15 protein-coding genes are annotated in these 17,801 nt (G+C 48.8%); 7 read left to right on the top strand and 8 right to left on the bottom strand.

What is annotated here, in order from left to right; genetic code table 11:
• Positions 1–269: 269 nt before the first annotated feature.
• Both CGRAC_RS11085 and CGRAC_RS11080 read right to left on the bottom strand, forming a co-directional pair.
• Positions 270–713, bottom strand: a complete 444-nt coding sequence (locus CGRAC_RS11085) for a hypothetical protein (protein WP_005872849.1) — start codon at positions 711–713, stop codon at positions 270–272.
• A 258-nt stretch (positions 714–971) separates the two neighbouring features.
• Positions 972–2,291, bottom strand: coding sequence for a Na+/H+ antiporter family protein (locus tag CGRAC_RS11080; RefSeq protein ID WP_040304313.1), 1,320 nt, complete (start codon positions 2,289–2,291; stop codon positions 972–974).
• A 92-nt stretch (positions 2,292–2,383) separates the two neighbouring features.
• Here CGRAC_RS11080 and CGRAC_RS11075 point away from each other — a divergent pair, with 92 nt between their 5' ends.
• Entirely contained in the window at positions 2,384–3,394 is a 1,011-nt protein-coding gene (locus CGRAC_RS11075) for a DUF475 domain-containing protein (RefSeq protein ID WP_005872842.1), read from the top strand.
• A 211-nt stretch (positions 3,395–3,605) separates the two neighbouring features.
• Here CGRAC_RS11075 and CGRAC_RS11070 read toward each other — a convergent pair whose 3' ends face one another.
• The gene (locus CGRAC_RS11070; RefSeq protein WP_005872839.1) at positions 3,606–4,688 is read right to left on the bottom strand and encodes a DUF3137 domain-containing protein; all 1,083 of its coding nucleotides are present in this window, start codon (positions 4,686–4,688) and stop codon (positions 3,606–3,608) included.
• A 134-nt stretch (positions 4,689–4,822) separates the two neighbouring features.
• Here CGRAC_RS11070 and CGRAC_RS11065 point away from each other — a divergent pair, with 134 nt between their 5' ends.
• From CGRAC_RS11065 to CGRAC_RS11050, 4 genes are all read left to right on the top strand, one after another.
• Positions 4,823–5,254, top strand: coding sequence for a thioredoxin domain-containing protein (locus CGRAC_RS11065; RefSeq protein WP_005872837.1), 432 nt, complete (start codon positions 4,823–4,825; stop codon positions 5,252–5,254).
• Positions 5,255–5,391: 137 nt separating this feature from the next.
• Positions 5,392–5,958 carry a tetratricopeptide repeat protein gene (locus CGRAC_RS12645; RefSeq protein ID WP_227940499.1) on the top strand — a complete coding sequence of 189 codons (567 nt, stop codon included), beginning with the start codon at positions 5,392–5,394 and terminating at the stop codon, positions 5,956–5,958.
• 265 nt (positions 5,959–6,223) lie between these two features.
• Entirely contained in the window at positions 6,224–6,742 is a 519-nt protein-coding gene (locus CGRAC_RS11055; RefSeq protein WP_005872831.1) for a hypothetical protein, read from the top strand.
• A gap of 949 nt (positions 6,743–7,691) precedes the next feature.
• Positions 7,692–9,200 (top strand): succinate CoA transferase, encoded by a 1,509-nt coding sequence (locus CGRAC_RS11050; RefSeq protein WP_005872827.1) that lies wholly within the window; start codon positions 7,692–7,694, stop codon positions 9,198–9,200.
• Between the two features lie 592 nt (positions 9,201–9,792).
• Here CGRAC_RS11050 and CGRAC_RS11045 read toward each other — a convergent pair.
• The 3 genes from CGRAC_RS11045 to CGRAC_RS11035 are packed head-to-tail and all read right to left on the bottom strand — an operon-like array spanning position 9,793 to position 13,952.
• Complete coding sequence (locus CGRAC_RS11045; RefSeq protein ID WP_005872822.1) at positions 9,793–12,213, bottom strand: EAL domain-containing protein; 2,421 nt, start codon at positions 12,211–12,213, stop codon at positions 9,793–9,795.
• The gene (locus CGRAC_RS11040; RefSeq protein ID WP_005872820.1) at positions 12,203–13,075 is read right to left on the bottom strand and encodes a cytochrome-c peroxidase; all 873 of its coding nucleotides are present in this window, start codon (positions 13,073–13,075) and stop codon (positions 12,203–12,205) included. Before CGRAC_RS11040 ends, CGRAC_RS11045 begins: the two co-directional genes overlap by 11 nt.
• On the bottom strand, positions 13,038–13,952 hold the full coding sequence (locus tag CGRAC_RS11035) for a class I SAM-dependent methyltransferase (protein ID WP_005872818.1): 915 nt from the start codon (positions 13,950–13,952) through the stop codon (positions 13,038–13,040). Before CGRAC_RS11035 ends, CGRAC_RS11040 begins: the two co-directional genes overlap by 38 nt.
• A gap of 99 nt (positions 13,953–14,051) precedes the next feature.
• Between CGRAC_RS11035 and CGRAC_RS11030 the strand changes: the two genes are divergently transcribed.
• Entirely contained in the window at positions 14,052–14,819 is a 768-nt protein-coding gene (locus tag CGRAC_RS11030) for a metal ABC transporter ATP-binding protein (RefSeq protein ID WP_005872816.1), read from the top strand.
• Positions 14,812–15,615, top strand: coding sequence for a metal ABC transporter permease (locus CGRAC_RS11025; protein ID WP_005872814.1), 804 nt, complete (start codon positions 14,812–14,814; stop codon positions 15,613–15,615). Before CGRAC_RS11030 ends, CGRAC_RS11025 begins: the two co-directional genes overlap by 8 nt.
• Here the strand turns inward: CGRAC_RS11025 and CGRAC_RS11625 are convergent.
• Both CGRAC_RS11625 and CGRAC_RS11015 read right to left on the bottom strand, forming a co-directional pair.
• Positions 15,568–17,097 carry a DMT family transporter gene (locus tag CGRAC_RS11625; RefSeq protein WP_005872811.1) on the bottom strand — a complete coding sequence of 510 codons (1,530 nt, stop codon included), beginning with the start codon at positions 17,095–17,097 and terminating at the stop codon, positions 15,568–15,570. The genes CGRAC_RS11025 and CGRAC_RS11625 overlap by 48 nt on opposite strands.
• Positions 17,098–17,140: 43 nt before the next feature.
• Positions 17,141–17,770 carry a hypothetical protein gene (locus tag CGRAC_RS11015; RefSeq protein WP_005872809.1) on the bottom strand — a complete coding sequence of 210 codons (630 nt, stop codon included), beginning with the start codon at positions 17,768–17,770 and terminating at the stop codon, positions 17,141–17,143.
• Positions 17,771–17,801: the final 31 nt, after the last annotated feature.

Here is a 17,801-nt window from a genome sequence, read left to right as displayed (position 1 = left end):
GATGAAATTTTAAAATTTTATGAGATTAAATCTTGCAGGTTGCATTTGACAAAACAGCACAAGAAAGGAGTGAAATTTTAAAATTTCGCGTTTTGGCGCAAACATAGCAGGATTTAAAATTCTTAAATTTCTACACCCGCCTAGCAAAATGGAATTTTAAAATTTTTAGCAAACGACAAAATTCAAAAGCAAGCGAAATTAAATCTTTGCTACGCTGCAGAATTTCGCGATAAAAGTCACGCCGCCAGCGCTAAATTTTGTACCATAAATCATACTACAAACATCAGCTTGGCGCAAAGCACGATGATGAAGCCGAATACAAAGGCGATTTTGTGGATATTTTCTCGTAAAAACTCAGGCGCGGGCTTTCCCATCGCGCGACAACTTAAATTTATCGCTACGCACGCGGCGATGATGAGCGCGAGCGTGACTTTTAGCATAAAGATTTTTTGAAGCGGCGTGCCGAAATACCCGCCGTTAGCACTCCCGACCCAGCGGCTCATCATCATTCCGCCGGTGATTATCAGCGTAAAAAGGCAAACCGGCATAATCTTAATCGCGCGCGAGCCGATCGCCTTTTTAACGCGCTCAAAATCCGCGCCCAGCGCGCCTTTAAGCCGCGAAAAAATCACGACATCGAAAAATATATAGCCTAAAAAGATAATGGCGCAGATGAGATGCACGATCTGCACGTAAGGATAAATTTGCTCCACCACCGCTCCTTGCTATGAAATTTCGCCCATTTTATGCGAAATTTCAAATTTTAGCAATGATTTTTATCAACGCGCCGCGAGCGATTAAATTTAAAGCGGCTAGATTTAAGCAAACCGCGTGCGAGCAGCGCAGATAAATTTTGGCAAAATCGCGCAGGCAAATTTAAAAGCAAAGCCGCACGGCTAAATTTAAAAATATTTGCGTCCGTAAATTTATAAATTTACGGGCAACGCCGCGCAGTTAAATTTTATAAAATTTCAAAGCATCATCGAAAAGATTATGCCGAATATGATAAGCGGGATATTAAAGAAAATAAAGGTCGGCACGCAGGTATCCCAGATGTGGCTATGCTCGCCGTCGATATTCAGCCCCACGGTAGGCCCAAGCGTGCTATCGCTCGCAGGCGAGCCCGCATCGCCGATACCCGCTGCCACGCCGATAATAAAGATCGTCGCTGCAGTGCTAAAGCCCAGCTGCGCGGCTAGCGGACAATAAATCGTAGCGATGATAGGGATCGTGCCGAAACTCGAGCCTATGCCCATCGTCACTAGCAGTCCGATACCGATCATAAGCAGCGCACCGCCGAGCTTGCCGCCGCTTAAAGTACTCGCTACGTGCACCAGCTCATCCACGCCGCCGGTTTCTTTTAAGATCGTGCCGTATCCTGCGGCGATCAGCATCAAAAACGCGATGTAGCCCATCATATGCACGCCTTCGTCAAATACGTTATCGAGCTTCTTCCACTCGATGCCTTTGCTAGCAAGCATTACTAAAATTCCGCTAAGCGCGGCAAACGGAAGCGATTTGATCCAAATTTGCACGGCGAAGCACACCGCGATGCCCGCTAGCGCGCCCCATTCGTGCATACCCATCTTAAGCTCGCTAAAATGCGCATCCAGGCTCTGTTTGGTTTCGGCATACTCTCTTGGCTTGCGGTAGTAGATCACGGCTAGGATGAGACCTGCGAGCATAGGCACGGCGCTTAGCCACATTACGCTCGATATGTCGCTTAGGCTTACTGCGATGCCGTTTGCGTTCATATTTTTTTCGATTAGTCCCATAAAGATAAGTCCAAATCCCAGCGGCAGCGCCATATACGGCGTCTGCAAGCCGAACGTCAGTGCGCACGCTACGGCGCGGCGGTCGATCTTTAGCGAGTTCATGATCTTAACTAACGGCGGGATCAAGATCGGGATAAAGGCGATATGCACGGGGATTAAATTTTGTGAGAAGCACGCAAAAAAGGCGATTGAAAATATAAATACGTATTTTTTGTCGCTGATTAAATTTGCCACCGCGCGCACCAAGATCGCCGTTAAGTTGGTCTTTGAGATCGCGCTTGCGATGACGCCTAGCAGCAGATACGAAAGTGCGGTTTCTAAATTTCCGCCCATGCCGAGGCTGCCGGCGTTTTCGGGATTGCCGTTTATGAATAAATTTATGGCATCTCCCAGCGGGATCTTGCTTGAGAGCACGGCGCATATCGTGCCGATTAGGATCGCGAGCATTACGTTGCACCTCAGTAAGCACAGCGCGCACATCACACAGATACTGATAAATACGGGATTGGTAAGCATCTTTTGCCTTTTTTGGAATTTTTGCAATTATATAGAATTTAGGGCTAAATTTTGCTAAAATCGCGCAAAAAATCGGCTAGGATAAAATTTATATGAAGTATTTCTACTCATCTTTTGCGGTTAGCTTCATCGCCGTAATTATCGCGTTTTACATCGGCGGCGCGGGTGCTGCATACATCTGCGTGCTTTTATGCGTGCTCGAAATCAGCCTCAGCTTCGACAACGCCGTAGTCAATGCCAAGGTGCTAAAAGATATGGCACCGGTGTGGCAGAGTAGATTTATCCTCTGGGGTATTCCGATCGCAGTTTTTGGGATGAGATTTTTATTCCCCGTGCTAATCGTCGCCGCAAGCGCGCATCTTGGACTTTGGGAAACCCTCGTGCTGGCGCTTAAGCAGCCGCAGCGCTACCATGAAATTTTAAGCGAGAACGAAGCGCAAATTTACGTTTTCGGCGGCGCGTTTTTGCTGATGGTCTTTTGCGATTTTTTCTTCGATGCGCAGCGCGAGCTACACTGGCTAGGCATAATCGAAAATAACGGGCTCGTGAGATTTTTAAAGCGCATTCCAAACGCGCCCACGCTGATCGCTCTAGCCGCAGGGCTCGTGCTGCTTGCTAAAACGGGCTCGGCTACGCTCGGCGCGGCGTATTTCGGCGCGATCTTACTCTATCTACTCATCTCCTGCTTCGACCGCCTTTTCGGCACGGACGGCGTAAAAAACGGCCTTGCGGGCTTTTTATACTTAGAGACCCTGGACGCGAGCTTTAGCTTCGACGGCGTGATCGGGGCGTTTGCTCTAAGCGACAATATCTTCATCATCATGCTAGGTCTCGGCGCGGGCGCGATGTTCGTGCGCTCCATCACGCTGTATCTCATCGCCCGCGGCACGCTGTCGCACTTCGCGTATCTGGAGCACGGCGCGCACTACGCCATCGCGTGTTTGGCGTTTATAATGTTTGCCAAGCTGAAATTTGAAGTAAGCGAAATCATAACCGGCACCGTGGGGATCTTATTCATCGCGCTATCGCTCCTTTCGTCGGTGCTTTACAACCGCCGCAACAAACGCAAACTAATCGAAACGATCGCGGGAAACAACGAGTAAAATTTCATCACATATCTTGCCGTGTGCGAGATCAAATTTTAAAATTTCAAGCTACTGCCGCAAGCGGTAAAATTTGCTCGCTTGCGCCGCATTAAATTTCAAGAGACGCCGAATTTCAAAAAGCGCTAAATTTAAAGACGCAGGTAATGAAATTGAAATTTTACTAAAAGCGTTAAATTTTAAACCGCGAGATGGCGTTTTAAAATTCAAATCAGCGATCGCGCGAGCTCAAGCCTTTATCGCGCAATCTCTGCAGCTCTTCGCCGCCGGGTGGCGGGCTATTTGCGGGCTCGCCGCTCTCGCTTGCGCCGCCAAAAAATCCTTCATTTAAACGCAGCTCGTCAATGATACCAAGAAGCTGTAAAACCTCAGCCTTTATCCGCTCGGCGTCTCTTAGCGTAGTGCGCGGCGAAAACAGCGCGGCTTCGAAGCGGTTTTTCGCGCCGTTTAAAAATAGATAAAATTTGCCGTCCATAAACGCCGCGCTAAGAGCGATATTGGGCGCAAGCCTAAGCTTCAAAGCCCCTAGACGCCCCATAAAGCTAGGCGTCAAAAGATACCGCGCCTCGATCTTATCGCTTGCGAATACGCGAAATTCTTCTCCGAAAATCACGTCGTCCATCAGCTCCTGATCGCCTAAAAATTTTGTGCCTGGCGAGCGGTCCGCGATGATGGTTTGCCCCTTAAATTTCTTATAAAACTCGCACACCAAAACCGAGCCGCTAAAGGCCTGTACGTATTCGCCGAGCCTCCAAGCGTTCCAAAGCGCGATCGCCGATAGCAAAAAAGTCGCAGAAAGATCGCTCTTGGATCTTTGGGATAACTCTACAAGCCTCATAGATTCTCGCGTTTCATAGATTTTTATCGCCTCGCTTAGGCTAAATTTTACCCCTTTATACACGCCGTCTATCTGATCCTCAGCTACGAATTCATTGTTCGAATAGATGCCCGTTTTGCGGAACTCTTCTTCGTCTATGCCGCTTTGCGGCTCGTATCTAAAGGCGGGGTCGATATCTGAAATGATGGCGCGAATGAAGGCGTTTTTATAAAAGGCGTTGTACTCCCACTTGGCGATGGAATCATCAAAAATCCCCCATAAGCAGCTTACCGCAATTATCGGGATCATCGCGGACATCAGCACGGCGGAGGAGTATTCGTTTTGGATCAAGCCGTGGATAAACCAGCCGACGGAAAAAACTGCGATGCATAGCAATAAAATCAGCGGTTTTAGAAATTTTATCTTGCACTGCTGCTGCTTTTTTGCCAGCTCCTCTATCGCTCTGTCAATATCCAAAATTTAACTCCAAATTTGATTTGCCGAAATTTTACCCCTTATTTTACGCTAAATTTTATTAAAATTTCATCCGTTAAGCGGGTTTAAGATTTTTTATGCTATTTTTGCGACCTATTTCGATCAAAAGGCGAGAGATGATAAATTTACCGAAAAATTGCGTGGTTTTTACCTACCCGAAAATGGGCGACAGCGGCAAATTTTTGCCGGAGGAGTTGCGCGGCGTAGCGGGCCTTACTGGCTGCACGCTTCAGTGCAAGGCCTACGAGAGCGCGTTTGCGCAGATAAAAGCCCTCGGCTTCGAGCTTATCGCCGTAGGCAGCATGGGCGAGGCGGGCACGAGCGAGTTTAAGCGCGCTACGGGCGCTACGTTTGAGTTTATAAACGACGAAAAATTCGAGCTTGAAGCGCCGCTTGGGCTCGAGACTTTCACCACCGGCGACGGGAAGAAATTTTACCACCGCCAAACCCTGATTTTCCGAGGCGGCAAGGAGATAAAGCGCTTTAGTCGCATCGCTGAACCCGAGCAGGACGCGCAAAACGTACTTGCGGCGCTAAAGAGCCTATGATCGATCGCTTCGGCGCCGCGCTTTAAATTTTGCGCTCCAAACACATTGCGACACGGAGCTGGAATTTGGAGTAGAACGCATTTCTCTTAAATTCAGCATTTTTGATTAAAATGGCGCTAAATTTAACGGAGGCGGGTATGAAAAAATTTCTATTCTTAGCGCTATTTTGCGCCCTTGCAGCAAACTGCGACGAGAGCGCGCGAGTAGATAAAATTTCTGCGGCGGGCAAAGCAGACAAAACAACGAGTATCGGCGAGACCGCCGCGCAAAACGCTCACTTTCTAAAGAGCGGCGAAGCAAGCGCCGGCTCGCAAAGCAGTGCCGATGCGGTCATCCAAACGGACGGAATTTCGCGGGCGGATCTGCAAAGCTGCATCGTAAAAAGCGACGAAGGCTCCTGCGAGCGCGTCGCGCGCGGTCTGAAAAGCGGCTGCGAGCGCAAAGATCAGCTCTCGTGCTTTTTCTACGCAGATGCGCTAGGGCGCGGCTTGGGCGTAGAGAAGGACGTCGTGGCGTCGTTTGAGCTTTTTCGCGAGCAGTGCGATGCCGGCAGCAGCGAGGCATGCTACGAGCTGTCGGTCAAATATCTCCAAGGAATCGGCACCTCTCAAAGCTTTGAGCTCTCGGGGCAGGCGCTAGATAGGGCGTGCAAAATGCACAACAAGCGCGCCTGCGCGGTGCTCGATCTACTACCGAAAAATTAGTACGGAAGAGGCAAAGCGCTTCTTTGAGCGGCGCAGAATTGCTTTTTAGGGCTAGACCGCGTAGATTGCCGGACGCTTTGCAAATTTCGCCGCACGAAAGCTTAAATTTTACAACTCGCACCTAGATGAGCGTGCGATCCGCATTTAAAGGCGCCGATCACCGCGTAGCAGCCCCGTTCTGCTTCGAATGAGCGATTTTCGTGGATGTGGTGCAATGAAGCAGTAAATCGGGGCGGACGGCAGATAAACGAAAAAAGGAGCAGAGATGAAAGCTTTAAAACTTGCGCTGGCGGCGGCGCTGGCGCTTAGTTTGGCAAACGCGGACGGCAAAGCCAAAGAGTTTAAATTTAGCGGCGCAAAAACTAGCGCGCTTTTAGCAAAGTGCGGTAAAAAGGACGCCGCCGCATGCTACGAAGCGGCGATGAGATACGAGCTGGGCGGTCGCGGCGTCGTGCGAAACCGCCTCAAAGCGCAGGGCTTTTTCGCAGACGCCTGCGAGCTCGCCACCCTCGCCGAGCGGAAGCAGGGAGATAAAATGGGCGGTGCAGGTGGGCGCGCGATGAGCGATCTGCGCGAGCGAGCCTGCCTGGGCAATGCCGCGGCGCTGGAGAGTTTCGCGAGCGGGCAGTGCCGCAGTCTCGTGATATACGACGAGCTTTGCGAAGGCGGCTCGCAGGAGGCGTGCGACAATCTGGCGCGGATGAAGCGCGATGGCTGGGCGCCCAAGGAGAGCTGCAGCGAGGAGATAGTCGCAAAATTCGGCGACGGCAAGCCGCAGAGATAAAATTTCACCCTATTTTGCGGCGGTAGAATTTTGGGAATTTTAGCAAAATAAAATTTACCGAAATTTTATAAAGCTCGGCCGAAAATGGTGACAAGGCAGACTAAATTTTAAATTCTAAAACGCGTTTAAATTTGCGTCGTAAGCGGCATCGATTTTTAGGCCAGCAGAGATTAGAATTTGTGTAACAAGGCTCTTTGGATTGCAAATCGTGCGTAACGGCTGGAGCTATAATTTTAAGAACTAGAATTTAAACAAAATCTGCAATCTAACCGTGATGATGATATAATTTTTTAGAATTTCGCAAGCGTAAAATATCAAAATTTTGCGTATCTACGTCGAACCGCTCCCAAAAAAGCGCGAAATTTGAAATTTTAAACTGCCGTCTTGTGCGAAGAGGTAAGAATTTCAGACAGAGGGAATTTCAATTAATGCGGATTAAAACCCAGGTGTGGCGGGCAAATGCGTGCACCGCAAGCGATGCAATTTCAAATATGGGTTCAAGGCTTGCTAGACGCGGAATTTAAACGCCACGAGCGATAAATTTCAAAACACCCATTTTAAAATTGCGAGGCGGAGATTTAAATTTAAGTGCGGTGAGCGATTAAATTGCAAAAGGAAGCTTAAATTTAAATATCGCGGCCCACAAATTATGCGTAAATTTTGCGCCTAAATTCCGCAAAATTTGGCGCGCGATGAACGTTTGATGGTATCGCGGCGAGATCATCAAATCAAGCTTCAATCACGCTTAAAACCCTATTTACCGAGCGCTTGTGCAAGCGCGTATTTCAAACTGCCGAAGCAAAAAGCCTGATCGGAGGCGTTTGGCGGCGTATCCCAACCGACCGCGCCTCATATTTTGCTCTATAGCCTAGCTCGCGCACGAAATTTAGATTTTGAAATTTAGCGCAAAAATATTATAATTTCGCCCAAATCACGGCTAGGACGGAAAATGAACTCACGCGTGCAAAACGAATATCTAAAATCAAAAGTTATGAGCGCCGAGAAAGCCTGCGAGCTGATCCCAAACGGCGCATCGGTGGGCTTTAGCGGCTTTGTTGGGGCGGGCTGCGCGCTAGCGCTACCACAAGCCCTGGCGCAACGAGCGACGGCGCTGCACGAAAAAGGCGAGCCCTATCAAATCGAAATTTTTACAGGCGCATCGACCGATCCGCTTTTAGACGGAGTTTTGGCAAAAGCAGGCGCTGTGAGCTTTCGCGCGCCGTTTTTTACGGATACCGATATGCGCCGTGCGATAAATAGCGGCGCCGTGCGATACGCGGACGTGCATCTATCAAGCCTTGCCGCGCAGCTTAAGGCGGGCTTTTTTCCACATTTAAACTTTGCTGTGATCGAAGTAGTGGCGATTAAAGAAAGCGGTGAGCTCGTACCGTCTACATCGCTAGGCAACAACCAAGCCTGGCTCGATATCGCCGATCGCGTGATTTTAGAAGTGAATTACTATCAGCCGCTTGAGCTGGAGGGTATTCACGATGTTACGGATCTGCGCCTGCCGCCGCATGCCGAGGATCTGCCGATCAAGCATGTAGGTGATCGCGTAGGCAGCCCCTACATGCATGTAGATCCCGCAAAAGTAGTCGCTGTCATAGAGGCTAGGACGCATGATCGCGTCAATAATTTCACCGCCGTGGATGAAATTTCAAGTGCGATTGGGCGCAACGTCGTAAAATTCTTAAAAAACGAGGAAGCTTGCGGCAGACTTCCCGCAAAGAAGCTACTGCCGCTACAATCGGGCATCGGCAACGTCGCTAACGCCGTGCTTAGCTCGTTACAAGATGCTGGCTACCAAGGGCTGCAGTGCTACTCCGAGGTGATTCAAGACGGCATGCTAGATCTCATCAAAAGAGGCGTCGTAGGCACTGCAAGTGCCACGGCGCTATCGCTTAGCCCCGCAGGCGTCGAGGAATTTCAAAAAAACATCGATTTCTACCGCAAGCACATCATACTGCGCTCACAAGACGTCTCCAACTCGCCAGCGCTTATCAGAAGGCTCGGCGTCGTATCGATGAATGGCATGCTCGAGGCAGACATCTACGGCAATGTAAACTCCACTAACGTCATGGGTTCGCAGATGAAAAACGGCATCGGCGGTAGCGGTGACTTCGCTCGTAACGGATATTTGTCGCTGTTTTTGAGCCCATCGCTCGCTAAAGACGGCGCGATTAGCGCTATCGTGCCCTTCGTAAGCCATGTCGATCATACCGAGCACGATACTCAGGTCATCATCACCGAGTACGGCATCGCCGATCTGCGTGGTAAATGCCCTCGTGAGCGGGCTCGCGCGATGATAAGCATCGCACATCCCATTTACCAAGACGCGCTGAGAGATTATTTCGAGCGCGCCTGCGCGCAGCCCTGTGCAGGGCATACTCCGCACATCCTAAGCGAGGCGCTGTCGTGGCATCAAAGATTTAAGGATACGGGGAGTATGAAGGCTTAGAGCGAATTTGCTTGAGCTAATGCGCTAAAATCTAAAGCTAAGCCATTTCTTGCGCTGAAGCGGGAAAGTTTGCACTTAAAAATTCCGCCTGCATTTGAAAGCTCTATCGCTAATTAGAGCAAAGCTCGTTAAAATTTTTATTTTGCAAAGCTCGCGCGAAATGTTATAAAACGAATGGATCGAAATTCGCGCCATAAAATTTTAAAATTTGCAGGCGGATTTAAGGCGCGGAATTTAAAATTTTATCGCTACGAAATTTTAAAATTTAGCCCTAAATTTGTAGCTAACGCATTTCAAATTTAAAAATTCTACGGCTTGAAATTTTAAAATTTTGGACTTCGTAAAATTTTATCCATAAATCCGCTATTAAATTTTAAATTTAGCTCTCACTTAATTTGCCACGCGCAAGCTTTTATGGCAATCCTAGCTATAAGGCACGCCATAAGTTTGCGATAAAACCGCGTAGTATTTGCCAGGATAAATTCCTATAAATTAAAGCGGCGGCTTGCTAAATCAGAATTTCTTACTTTACGGAGGCGATCTTTGGCTCATAAATTTAAAAGGCTAGCTATAAGGCTGCGGCGAGATGAGGTTAGAATTTTATCCTCGAAGGCTCCATTGGCTTGCTGTAGAAGTAGCCCTGCATATATTTAATCCCCATCTCTTCTAAGATAATTGAAATTTCGTGGTTTTCTACGTATTCGGCGATGAGCTCGTAGTCCTGCTTGCGCGCGAAGTTAGCGATCGTTTCGACGATAGCGCGCGAGTTTTTGTCGTTTGCGATATTTTTGATGAGCGCTCCGTCGATCTTTATGTAATCCACGTCGAGCGTTAAAATTCTATAGTAGTTGGAGTATCCGCTGCCAAAATCGTCTATCGCGACCTTGCAGCCATAGTTTTTGGCTACGGCTATGAAGCTGCGTAGGCTCTCGTAATCGTCGAATTCCTCGCTTTCTAAAATTTCAATAAATAAATTTGAAGCATTTGGACTGGATGCGAGCTTGCGCTCTAAAAGCTCCTTGATGCCTTCGTTTGCGATGTCAAAATATGAAAGATTTATGCTAAAGCAAGTCCCTGCGAAGCGGTCTAGCAAGCGAAAGGCCTCGTTTATTACGACCTGAGTTAGCGGGATGTAGAGCGAGGTCTGCTTTGCGATGTCGATAAACTCACCCGGGCAACGCGTCTTTCCCGAGCGGTCGATTAGACGGATTAGAATTTCATATACTAATGGGACGTAGTCGCCGCCCTCGGTGCCGTATGTGTTACCACTAGGATCTCGGTGGGTGATATCAAATATCGGCTGGACGAGTACAAAGACTTGATTTTTCTTGATCGCGTTTTGAATGGTGTTGATCATAATCTGATTTTGCAAATATTTTTCCTCAATCGCATTTGGGCGCGAGTAAAAGCCTACGTGCTCGTTTTTGCTCTGCGCCTCATACATCGCCATGACCGCCTGAAAGACCCTATTTGCACCACCCGCTACGTCGGCGCGCTCACTTACGCCCATCGTGATATTTAAAGGCGCGGAGGCAAAGCCCTCGGTGGTATGGAGATTAAAGACCTTATCGGTGAAATATTTATTTATGATCTCCACATCGCGCGCGACATTTAGCCCCTCGTAAAATAGGCAAAACTCATCCGATTGGATGCGAAAGATACTAGCTTTGATCTCGTGCGATTCGATACACATCGCAAGCGTACGCGCAAAGGAGCGCAGAATTTCATTCGTCGTCTCCGCCTTGTAAAAAAGCCGTAAATTTGCAAAATTTACGATAGTGATGTAGATCGCTACGCCCGTTTTTTCGGCGTTTATTAGCTCATATAGCGCTGCTTCATTGCCCTGGCCCGTAAGATGATCGATATAGACTTGATTGTTTAAGCTCTCCTTTGCGCTCGCAAGAGCTAGCTTCATAATCTCGCGCTCGCCGATGTCATGAGCGTAAAGCGCATATAGCGGCGGCTTGGATGCAGCTGCGATATTTGATAGCCTTAGGCTCACATCGGCTAGCTCGCCGTTTTTACGAAGCAGGCGCGTATCTTTGGCGCCTTTATTTACCATCGCAGGAAGTTCGATCCCTTTATCTTTGGGCATCAAAACTCCAAGATCGCTCCCTTGCAGCTCGCTTTGTTCGTAGCCGCTTAAGCTAAGCGCGCTTTTATTGGCGTATAAAATTTTAAAGCTCTGATCTGCTAAAACTATCGCTTCGCCTGCTTGCTCGCATAGCGCGTGATAGGGCGCGAGGGCGCGTTTACTACGCAAAGCATCGGAATTTATGATGTAAGTAAGCAGTAAAAACGACAAAAACACCGCCGTGTAAAGCATCGTCATTTGCATAAACGAGCCGTAAAATTCCTCGCTAGCGTAAGAAAATCGCTCGCGCAGGCTTGCGAAGCGCTCGTTAAGCAACGAGAGATTATCACTTACGATGATATTTTGACGCTCGAAATTCCTTAAAATTTGCCGCGCGATTCCTATAAACGCAGCTTCGTCTGGGCTTGACGCATCCGCGCTTTCTAGCGCGCTTTTTAAAGCGGAAATTTCGGAGCGATTTTTATAGTTAAGCCCTAAAATTTGAGAGTAGAGATTTGCTCTTTGTGCATTTGCGCCACTGGATAAAAATTTTTGCTGCAGGCTTTGAAAAAGGATTAAATTCTGCGAATTTAAAGCCCCAAGCTCGTCCAAAAGCGAAATTTTATCGCTAAAAGCGCTTCCGATCGCGCGCACATCGCTGCTAAGTCCGATTTTATCGATGATTTTATCTTTTTGCAGAGCTTGCAGCACCTGATAGATGCCACGCATATCAGCATTTGCGATAGAAAAGTCCCTTCTTGCGATCTTTGCATCAAATAGTATATTTAGGCGGTTGTCGGCATTATCGATCAAAGCTAGCTCGCGCGAAATCGTGCTAAATCTCGCTACATCTCTTAGCGACGAGAAATAATTCCCGGCGATGATTATGCCTAATATCATAATCCCCACCATCAAAGCCCACATTATCTTATCTTTCATCCTGCGCCTCCGTCATCTCGCCCTTAAGTGTAGCTAAAAAGCTCATCAAAGCATCAAGCTCCCCATCGCTAAGATCGTATTTTAGCAGATCCTTCGCGATCTGCCGCACTGCAAGACGCAAATCCGTCTGCCCGTTTACGTAAGGCGCAGTTTGCGTGATATTGCGCAAGCTAGGCACGCGGCGCAGCTCAAATCCGTCAGAAGTGAGCCTGTGTCTAGGCGCATCCTCCTCTTCTACGCTTGGGCGAATTTTAGTAAAGCTGCCGGTGCCTAGGCTAACGCCGTTATGACATGCCGAACACAGCCGCACAAAAAGCACATATCCGTTATATTCGGCATCATTTAGCTTAACCTCGCCGCGCAAAAATCGGTCAAATTTGGAATTTATCGCCGTTTTGGACTTTAAAAATTCCTTCAGCGCATCAATGAAGTTCGCCGTATTCGCCTCGCCGTAAGCACTTTCAAAAGCCTGCTTGTAGGCTAAATTCTTCCTGATAAGCTCTAAAATTCTATCTTCGCTCGCGTCCAGTTCATTCTCGCTAAAAACCGACACCGCGATCCGAGCTTCAAAGCCCGCGAAATTATAATCGCCCAAGTAGCGATCAAAATAATAAGAATTTATGAGCGTAGGCACGCGTCCATCGCGCACCGAAGCGCCTGAGTCATTTAGATAGAAGTTGTGGCAGCTCTCGCAGGAACGGCCTTTGCGGCTAAATCTTACATCGGTAAAAATTTTTGCGCCCAGCCGCGCCTTTTGCGGGTCATATTTAGGCATCTCAAGCGGCGTAAAAAGATTGCCGCAAAGCCCCAAAAGCGGCACCAGGCTAAATATAAAACAGCTTAAAACTCGCTTCGATCTCATCGTTTATCATCCCGCCTCTAACCCACTTTTTCAAAATCTCCTCGATCTCGCGCTCGCTAGCCTCCGCGCCGTCCATATGCAGGTGCCACGCAGCGTTTTGCACAGCTTCTTGCAGACTGCGTTTTTGCTCGCGCCTCTCGGTTAAAATTTCGCTTTTAAACTTGATGTCGCGCGCCTTTAGTAGCGCCTCAAATTTTTCGGCGGCGGTAGCAAGTCTTTTAGCTCCTGTGCCGAAGCGCTCAAACAGCGGCGCAAGCATCGATGAATTGCGCTCGCTCGCCCAGTTTAGATAAATTTTGCGCTCGCCCAAAGCTAAAAACGCCTCAAAATCCTCCGTGCTTTTTAGCGCAGGGCTCATCGTAAGAAACGCGATATCAAAAACTACGGGAATTTTAAAATTTTCGCTCTCGCGGGTTTTGCTCATAGCGTCTTTCAAATTTAAAGCCCGCGCAGCGCTTTCTTGAGCTTTCACGTTTGAAATTTTACTTTGCGGGCGCGGATAAATTTTAAAATCTTCGCCCGCCGCATCTGCAAAACCATCGCGGCTCAGCCGCTCACAAAACTCCGCAAAGCTTAAATTTAATACGTTTTGCAAAGGGATGCCAAACTCCTCCGCGCTGCGCCTTAGCTCGCGCAGCATCCCCTCCGAGCTATCGATCGCCGTGATCTTGGCGCCTAGCGACGCGAGATACAGCGAGTAAACTCCCGTGCCGGCGCCCACGTCGAGCACGCTTTTGCCCGCAAAGCTCACGCCCCAACCGCGCAGTATCTCAAATACCCGCTTGCCGAAATCCCCTAGCTCGCCGTTAAATTTCGCGTAACTTTCGGACTTTTTATCCCAGCTATTTTCATCTGATTTTTCGCCGATTTTCTCCACCGCTAGCCTTTAAATTTTTTGTAATAATAGCAAAATTTGGCAATTTTTCCGAATTTGGGCTATAATAAATGCTTTCAAAATCTAGGTGAAAGGGCGTTCATGGCGGACGTGACGATAAGAAATTTAAACTTTGCTTACGAAAAACGCGAAATTTTAAAAGATATAAACTTAAGCTACGAGCTGCGCGATTTTCTGGCGATTTTCGGGCCCAACGGCGGCGGCAAAAGCACCCTTTTAAAGCTGCTTTTGGGGCTGCTGCGACCAAGCTCGGGCACGATCGAAATTTTAGGCAGATCTCCCGCGCTTGCCAGGGCGCAAATGGGCTACGTGCCGCAGTTCATCGCGATAAACAAAAGCTTTCCCATAAGCGTGCTCGAAGTCGTTTTAATGGGGCTGATAGATAAGAAAATTTTAGGCTTCTACTCCAAATCCGAGCGCGAGCAAGCCATGCAAGCCCTGGGGCGCGTAGGCATGCAAGACCTTGCGGACTGCCGTATCAGCGAGCTTAGCGGCGGACAAAGACAGCGCGTTTACATCGCGCGGGCGCTGTGTGCGAAGGCTAAAATTTTACTTCTTGATGAGCCGCTAGCGAGCATCGACACGATGGGGCAGGTCCAAATTTACGAGCTTTTAAAATCCCTAAACGAGAGCGGCTGCGGCATAATTCTAATCAGCCACGACGTGCAGCTTGCGCTAAACTATGCAAACCGCGCGCTTTACGTCGCAAACGGCTCGGCGCATACTCATGAGATCGATCCGGGGGGCAGAGCGGAATTTTTAGATCACCTGCGACGCGAGCACGGGCACTTCTGCGCCGTCGATCTCGCGCTTAACGAATGCTGCTGCAAGGAGGGCGAAAATGGCTGAAATTCTATCCTATGATTTCATGCGAAATGCCCTACTCGGCGGGCTTTTGGTCAGTATAGTCTGCGGCGTCGTGGGCTCTTTAGTCGTGATAAATCGCATGAGCTTCATAGCAGGCGGCATCGCGCACGGCGCATACGGCGGCATCGGCATCGCGCTATTTTTAGGCATCTCGCCCGTGCTGGGAGCTAGCGTATTTGCGCTGTTTTTGGGGCTGCTCATCGCCTACGTCACGCTGCGAAACACCGAGCGCTTCGACGCCGTAATCGGCGCGATATGGGCGTTTGGGATGGCGCTGGGGATAATCTTCGCCGATCTTACGCCTGGGTACAAATCCGATCTGATGAGCTTTTTATTCGGCTCGATCTTAGCGATAAATCACGAAAATTTAATCTTCATCGGCATTTGCGGCGCGACGTTTGCGGCGCTTACAGCATGCTTTTACAGGCAGTTTTTAGCGATCAGCTTCGATAAGGAATTCGCCCTGCTGCGCGGGGTAAATACGAGCGTCTTTTACTACGTCCTCGTAGTGATGGCGAGCCTCGCGGTGGTCGCGTCGATTCAGATCGTGGGGCTAATCTTGGTGATCTCGCTAATGACGATCCCGCCCTTTATCGCCGAAAAAATTTCAAAAAGCTTAGGCTCGATGATGGCGATAAGTTGCGGGCTATCGGCGCTTTTTTGCGCGGCGGGGCTTGTTTTGAGCTTTAAGCTCAATCTAACCAGCGGCGCTTCGATAATCCTAGTCGCCTCAGTCTGCTTTTTCGCAAGCTCGATCTTTAGCAAACTTCGCGCCTAAAAGCCCGCCCAGCTCGCTAAGCAGGATACCTGCTAGTATCAGCGCCGCGCCTAAAATTTGAAGCGCGCTTAGCTTCTCCCCGAAAGCATACCCCATTATGCCCGCGCCTACGGGCTCCAGCGCGAAAATAAGCACCGTTTTTATCTCGCTTACGCCGCGATTTTGCGCCATTGTTTGGATCACAAACGCCGCGACGGTGGCAAAGATCGAGGTTAAAACCAGCGCGAAAACAAAATCGAAGTCCGGCGAAAAGATCAAATTTCCAAGTACCTTTATCTCGCCTTCAAATTCCGCGTGCGGGACAAAAACTGCCGCGATCAGCGCACAAACGCAGACGCAGATAAACTGCACGATCACAAAGCCGTAGAGATTGCTTTTGCGCGCGCAGACGCCCGTAAAAACGATATGAAGCGCGTATGCAAACGCCGAAACTAGCGTCAGTCGCTCGCCTATGCCAAATCCCACCGCGCCGCTTGCTCCGCTTAAAAGATACAGCCCCAAAAGCGCCACGACCGCGCCGCCAAAGGCGCTTGGACCGACTTTTTTGCCGAAAAACGCAAGCATTAAAAAGGGCACGATGACGACGTTAAGCCCCAAAATAAACGCTACCGTCGATGATAGCGCATAATCAAGCGCTATGGTCTGGCACGAAAAATCGCAAAATAACATCAGCCCGCAAAACACACCCCGCTCTATCGTGCCGCGGTCAAATTTGACGCCGAAGCGCAGGCAGGCGAGGTAGGTAAAAATGCTCGCCGCCAAAAAGCGCCAAAACAAAAAGCTAAAAACGTCGCCGCTATGCAGCGCACGCTGAACCGGCACGAAGGTACAGCCCCAAACGATCGCCACGAAAAGCAGCCCCAGATCCCACAGCCTGCTAGGCGGAGCGGGGTTTTGCGTGCGGCTTTGCGCGGGATTTGAGCCTTGCGTGCAGTTTTGTGCAGAGGCAGAATTTTGCGCGGCAGCAGGGCTCTGTGTAGAATCAGAGCTTTGCGCGAAATCGAAATTCTGCGCGGGATTTAAGCTTCGAGCGGAGCTAGAATTCTCTACCGAATTAGATTTCTTCGCGAAATTCCGCACCTTTAAATTTTTAAATTCAAAGCTCCGAGGCGTGCGAGCAGCTCCCGGATCATTTGCAAGGATCCATGTAAAATTTCTCTCGTAGCGTCGCGTATGGGCGGCGGCGAGGCTTTTTGCGGAGCTTAAATTTGGATCATTCGCGGCGCTAGCACGGCTTAGTGAACTCGCGCTATTTGCGCCGTTGCAAGTAAAATTTTTCGTACAATGTAATATAAAATTTCGTCTGAAATTTCTTGCGGAATTTTCGCGAAGATTTATTGTGGAGACTTTTACGGAATTTAAAGCTTTGCTTTCAGCGCAGCTCGGAATTTGCGCGGACTTTAAATTTGGCGAAAGAGTCGCGAAATTTAAAGCGGATTTTGAATTAAAATTTTCCGCGAGCTCCGAGATAGAATTTTTCATAAATTTAAAGTAAAATTTCGCTGAGATCTTGGTGCAGCCGCGCCTATCTGATCGTCTTTATGGCGTTTAAAATCGCGCCCGAGTTTTTGCGAAACTCCCTTTCGTTTTTGCTTAAAAAATCGAAGCTTTCGTTGATAAAGGCGCTGCTGAATTCGCTACTAAAATCATCTCCAGGCTCGCGTCCGACGGCACTTTTAAAGCTTTTAGCAAAGCTCGCATCGGCTCCTAGTTCACGTGCCAAAGGGCGAATGATTTCGTAAATTTCATCAAAGGCGTTGGTGCGCAGATAGTGGCTGAATAGCACCTCGCCGCTCATTACCGCCTTAGTATCGGCTTCGGACATATCTTTTATTTTAGCTAGTACGAGCTTTTTGATCGGCTCTATGGCAAGACTTAGCTTCTTGCTCGCCAGCCTTTGCATATTCTGCACGGCGATGCTTTTTTTGCCCGCGCGCTCGGTAATGTAGCTAGGCAGATCGAGCTCGTAATCCTGTACGCCAGTGCGTTCGTATTCATTTGCAGCACGCTCTATCAAAGTGCTTAGTGAGTTTTTAAAATTTTCGCTATCGCCCGCGCCCGCACTAAGCATCACGTCCAGTCCCTTTACGGCGACCTCTTCCCAGCTAGCAGTCGCAAATAGCGGCAATAAACAAAAGATTAATTTTTTAAGCAAAGTTTTTCCCTAATTAAAGATTGATTATTTT

It is taken from the genome of Campylobacter gracilis, from assembly GCF_001190745.1.
GTDB lineage: Bacteria > Campylobacterota > Campylobacteria > Campylobacterales > Campylobacteraceae > Campylobacter_B > Campylobacter_B gracilis.
The sequence above is the reverse complement of the archived record's forward strand: the minus strand, read 5'-3'. Positions and strand labels throughout refer to the sequence as shown.

Bases quoted from the DNA above. Each gene is read 5' to 3' on its own strand.
- CGRAC_RS11025 (WP_005872814.1), top strand. From the start codon at position 14,812: ATGGCTGAAATTCTATCCTATGATTTCATGCGAAATGCCCTACTCGGC.
- CGRAC_RS11055 (WP_005872831.1), top strand. From the start codon at position 6,224: ATGAAAGCTTTAAAACTTGCGCTGGCGGCGGCGCTGGCGCTTAGTTTG.
- CGRAC_RS11080 (WP_040304313.1), bottom strand. From the start codon at position 2,291: ATGCTTACCAATCCCGTATTTATCAGTATCTGTGTGATGTGCGCGCTG.
- CGRAC_RS11030 (WP_005872816.1), top strand. From the start codon at position 14,052: ATGGCGGACGTGACGATAAGAAATTTAAACTTTGCTTACGAAAAACGC.
- CGRAC_RS11075 (WP_005872842.1), top strand. From the start codon at position 2,384: ATGAAGTATTTCTACTCATCTTTTGCGGTTAGCTTCATCGCCGTAATT.
- CGRAC_RS11065 (WP_005872837.1), top strand. From the start codon at position 4,823: ATGATAAATTTACCGAAAAATTGCGTGGTTTTTACCTACCCGAAAATG.
- CGRAC_RS12645 (WP_227940499.1), top strand. From the start codon at position 5,392: ATGAAAAAATTTCTATTCTTAGCGCTATTTTGCGCCCTTGCAGCAAAC.
- CGRAC_RS11045 (WP_005872822.1), bottom strand. From the start codon at position 12,213: ATGAAAGATAAGATAATGTGGGCTTTGATGGTGGGGATTATGATATTA.
- CGRAC_RS11040 (WP_005872820.1), bottom strand. From the start codon at position 13,075: ATGAGATCGAAGCGAGTTTTAAGCTGTTTTATATTTAGCCTGGTGCCG.
- CGRAC_RS11050 (WP_005872827.1), top strand. From the start codon at position 7,692: ATGAACTCACGCGTGCAAAACGAATATCTAAAATCAAAAGTTATGAGC.
- CGRAC_RS11625 (WP_005872811.1), bottom strand. From the start codon at position 17,097: ATGAAAAATTCTATCTCGGAGCTCGCGGAAAATTTTAATTCAAAATCC.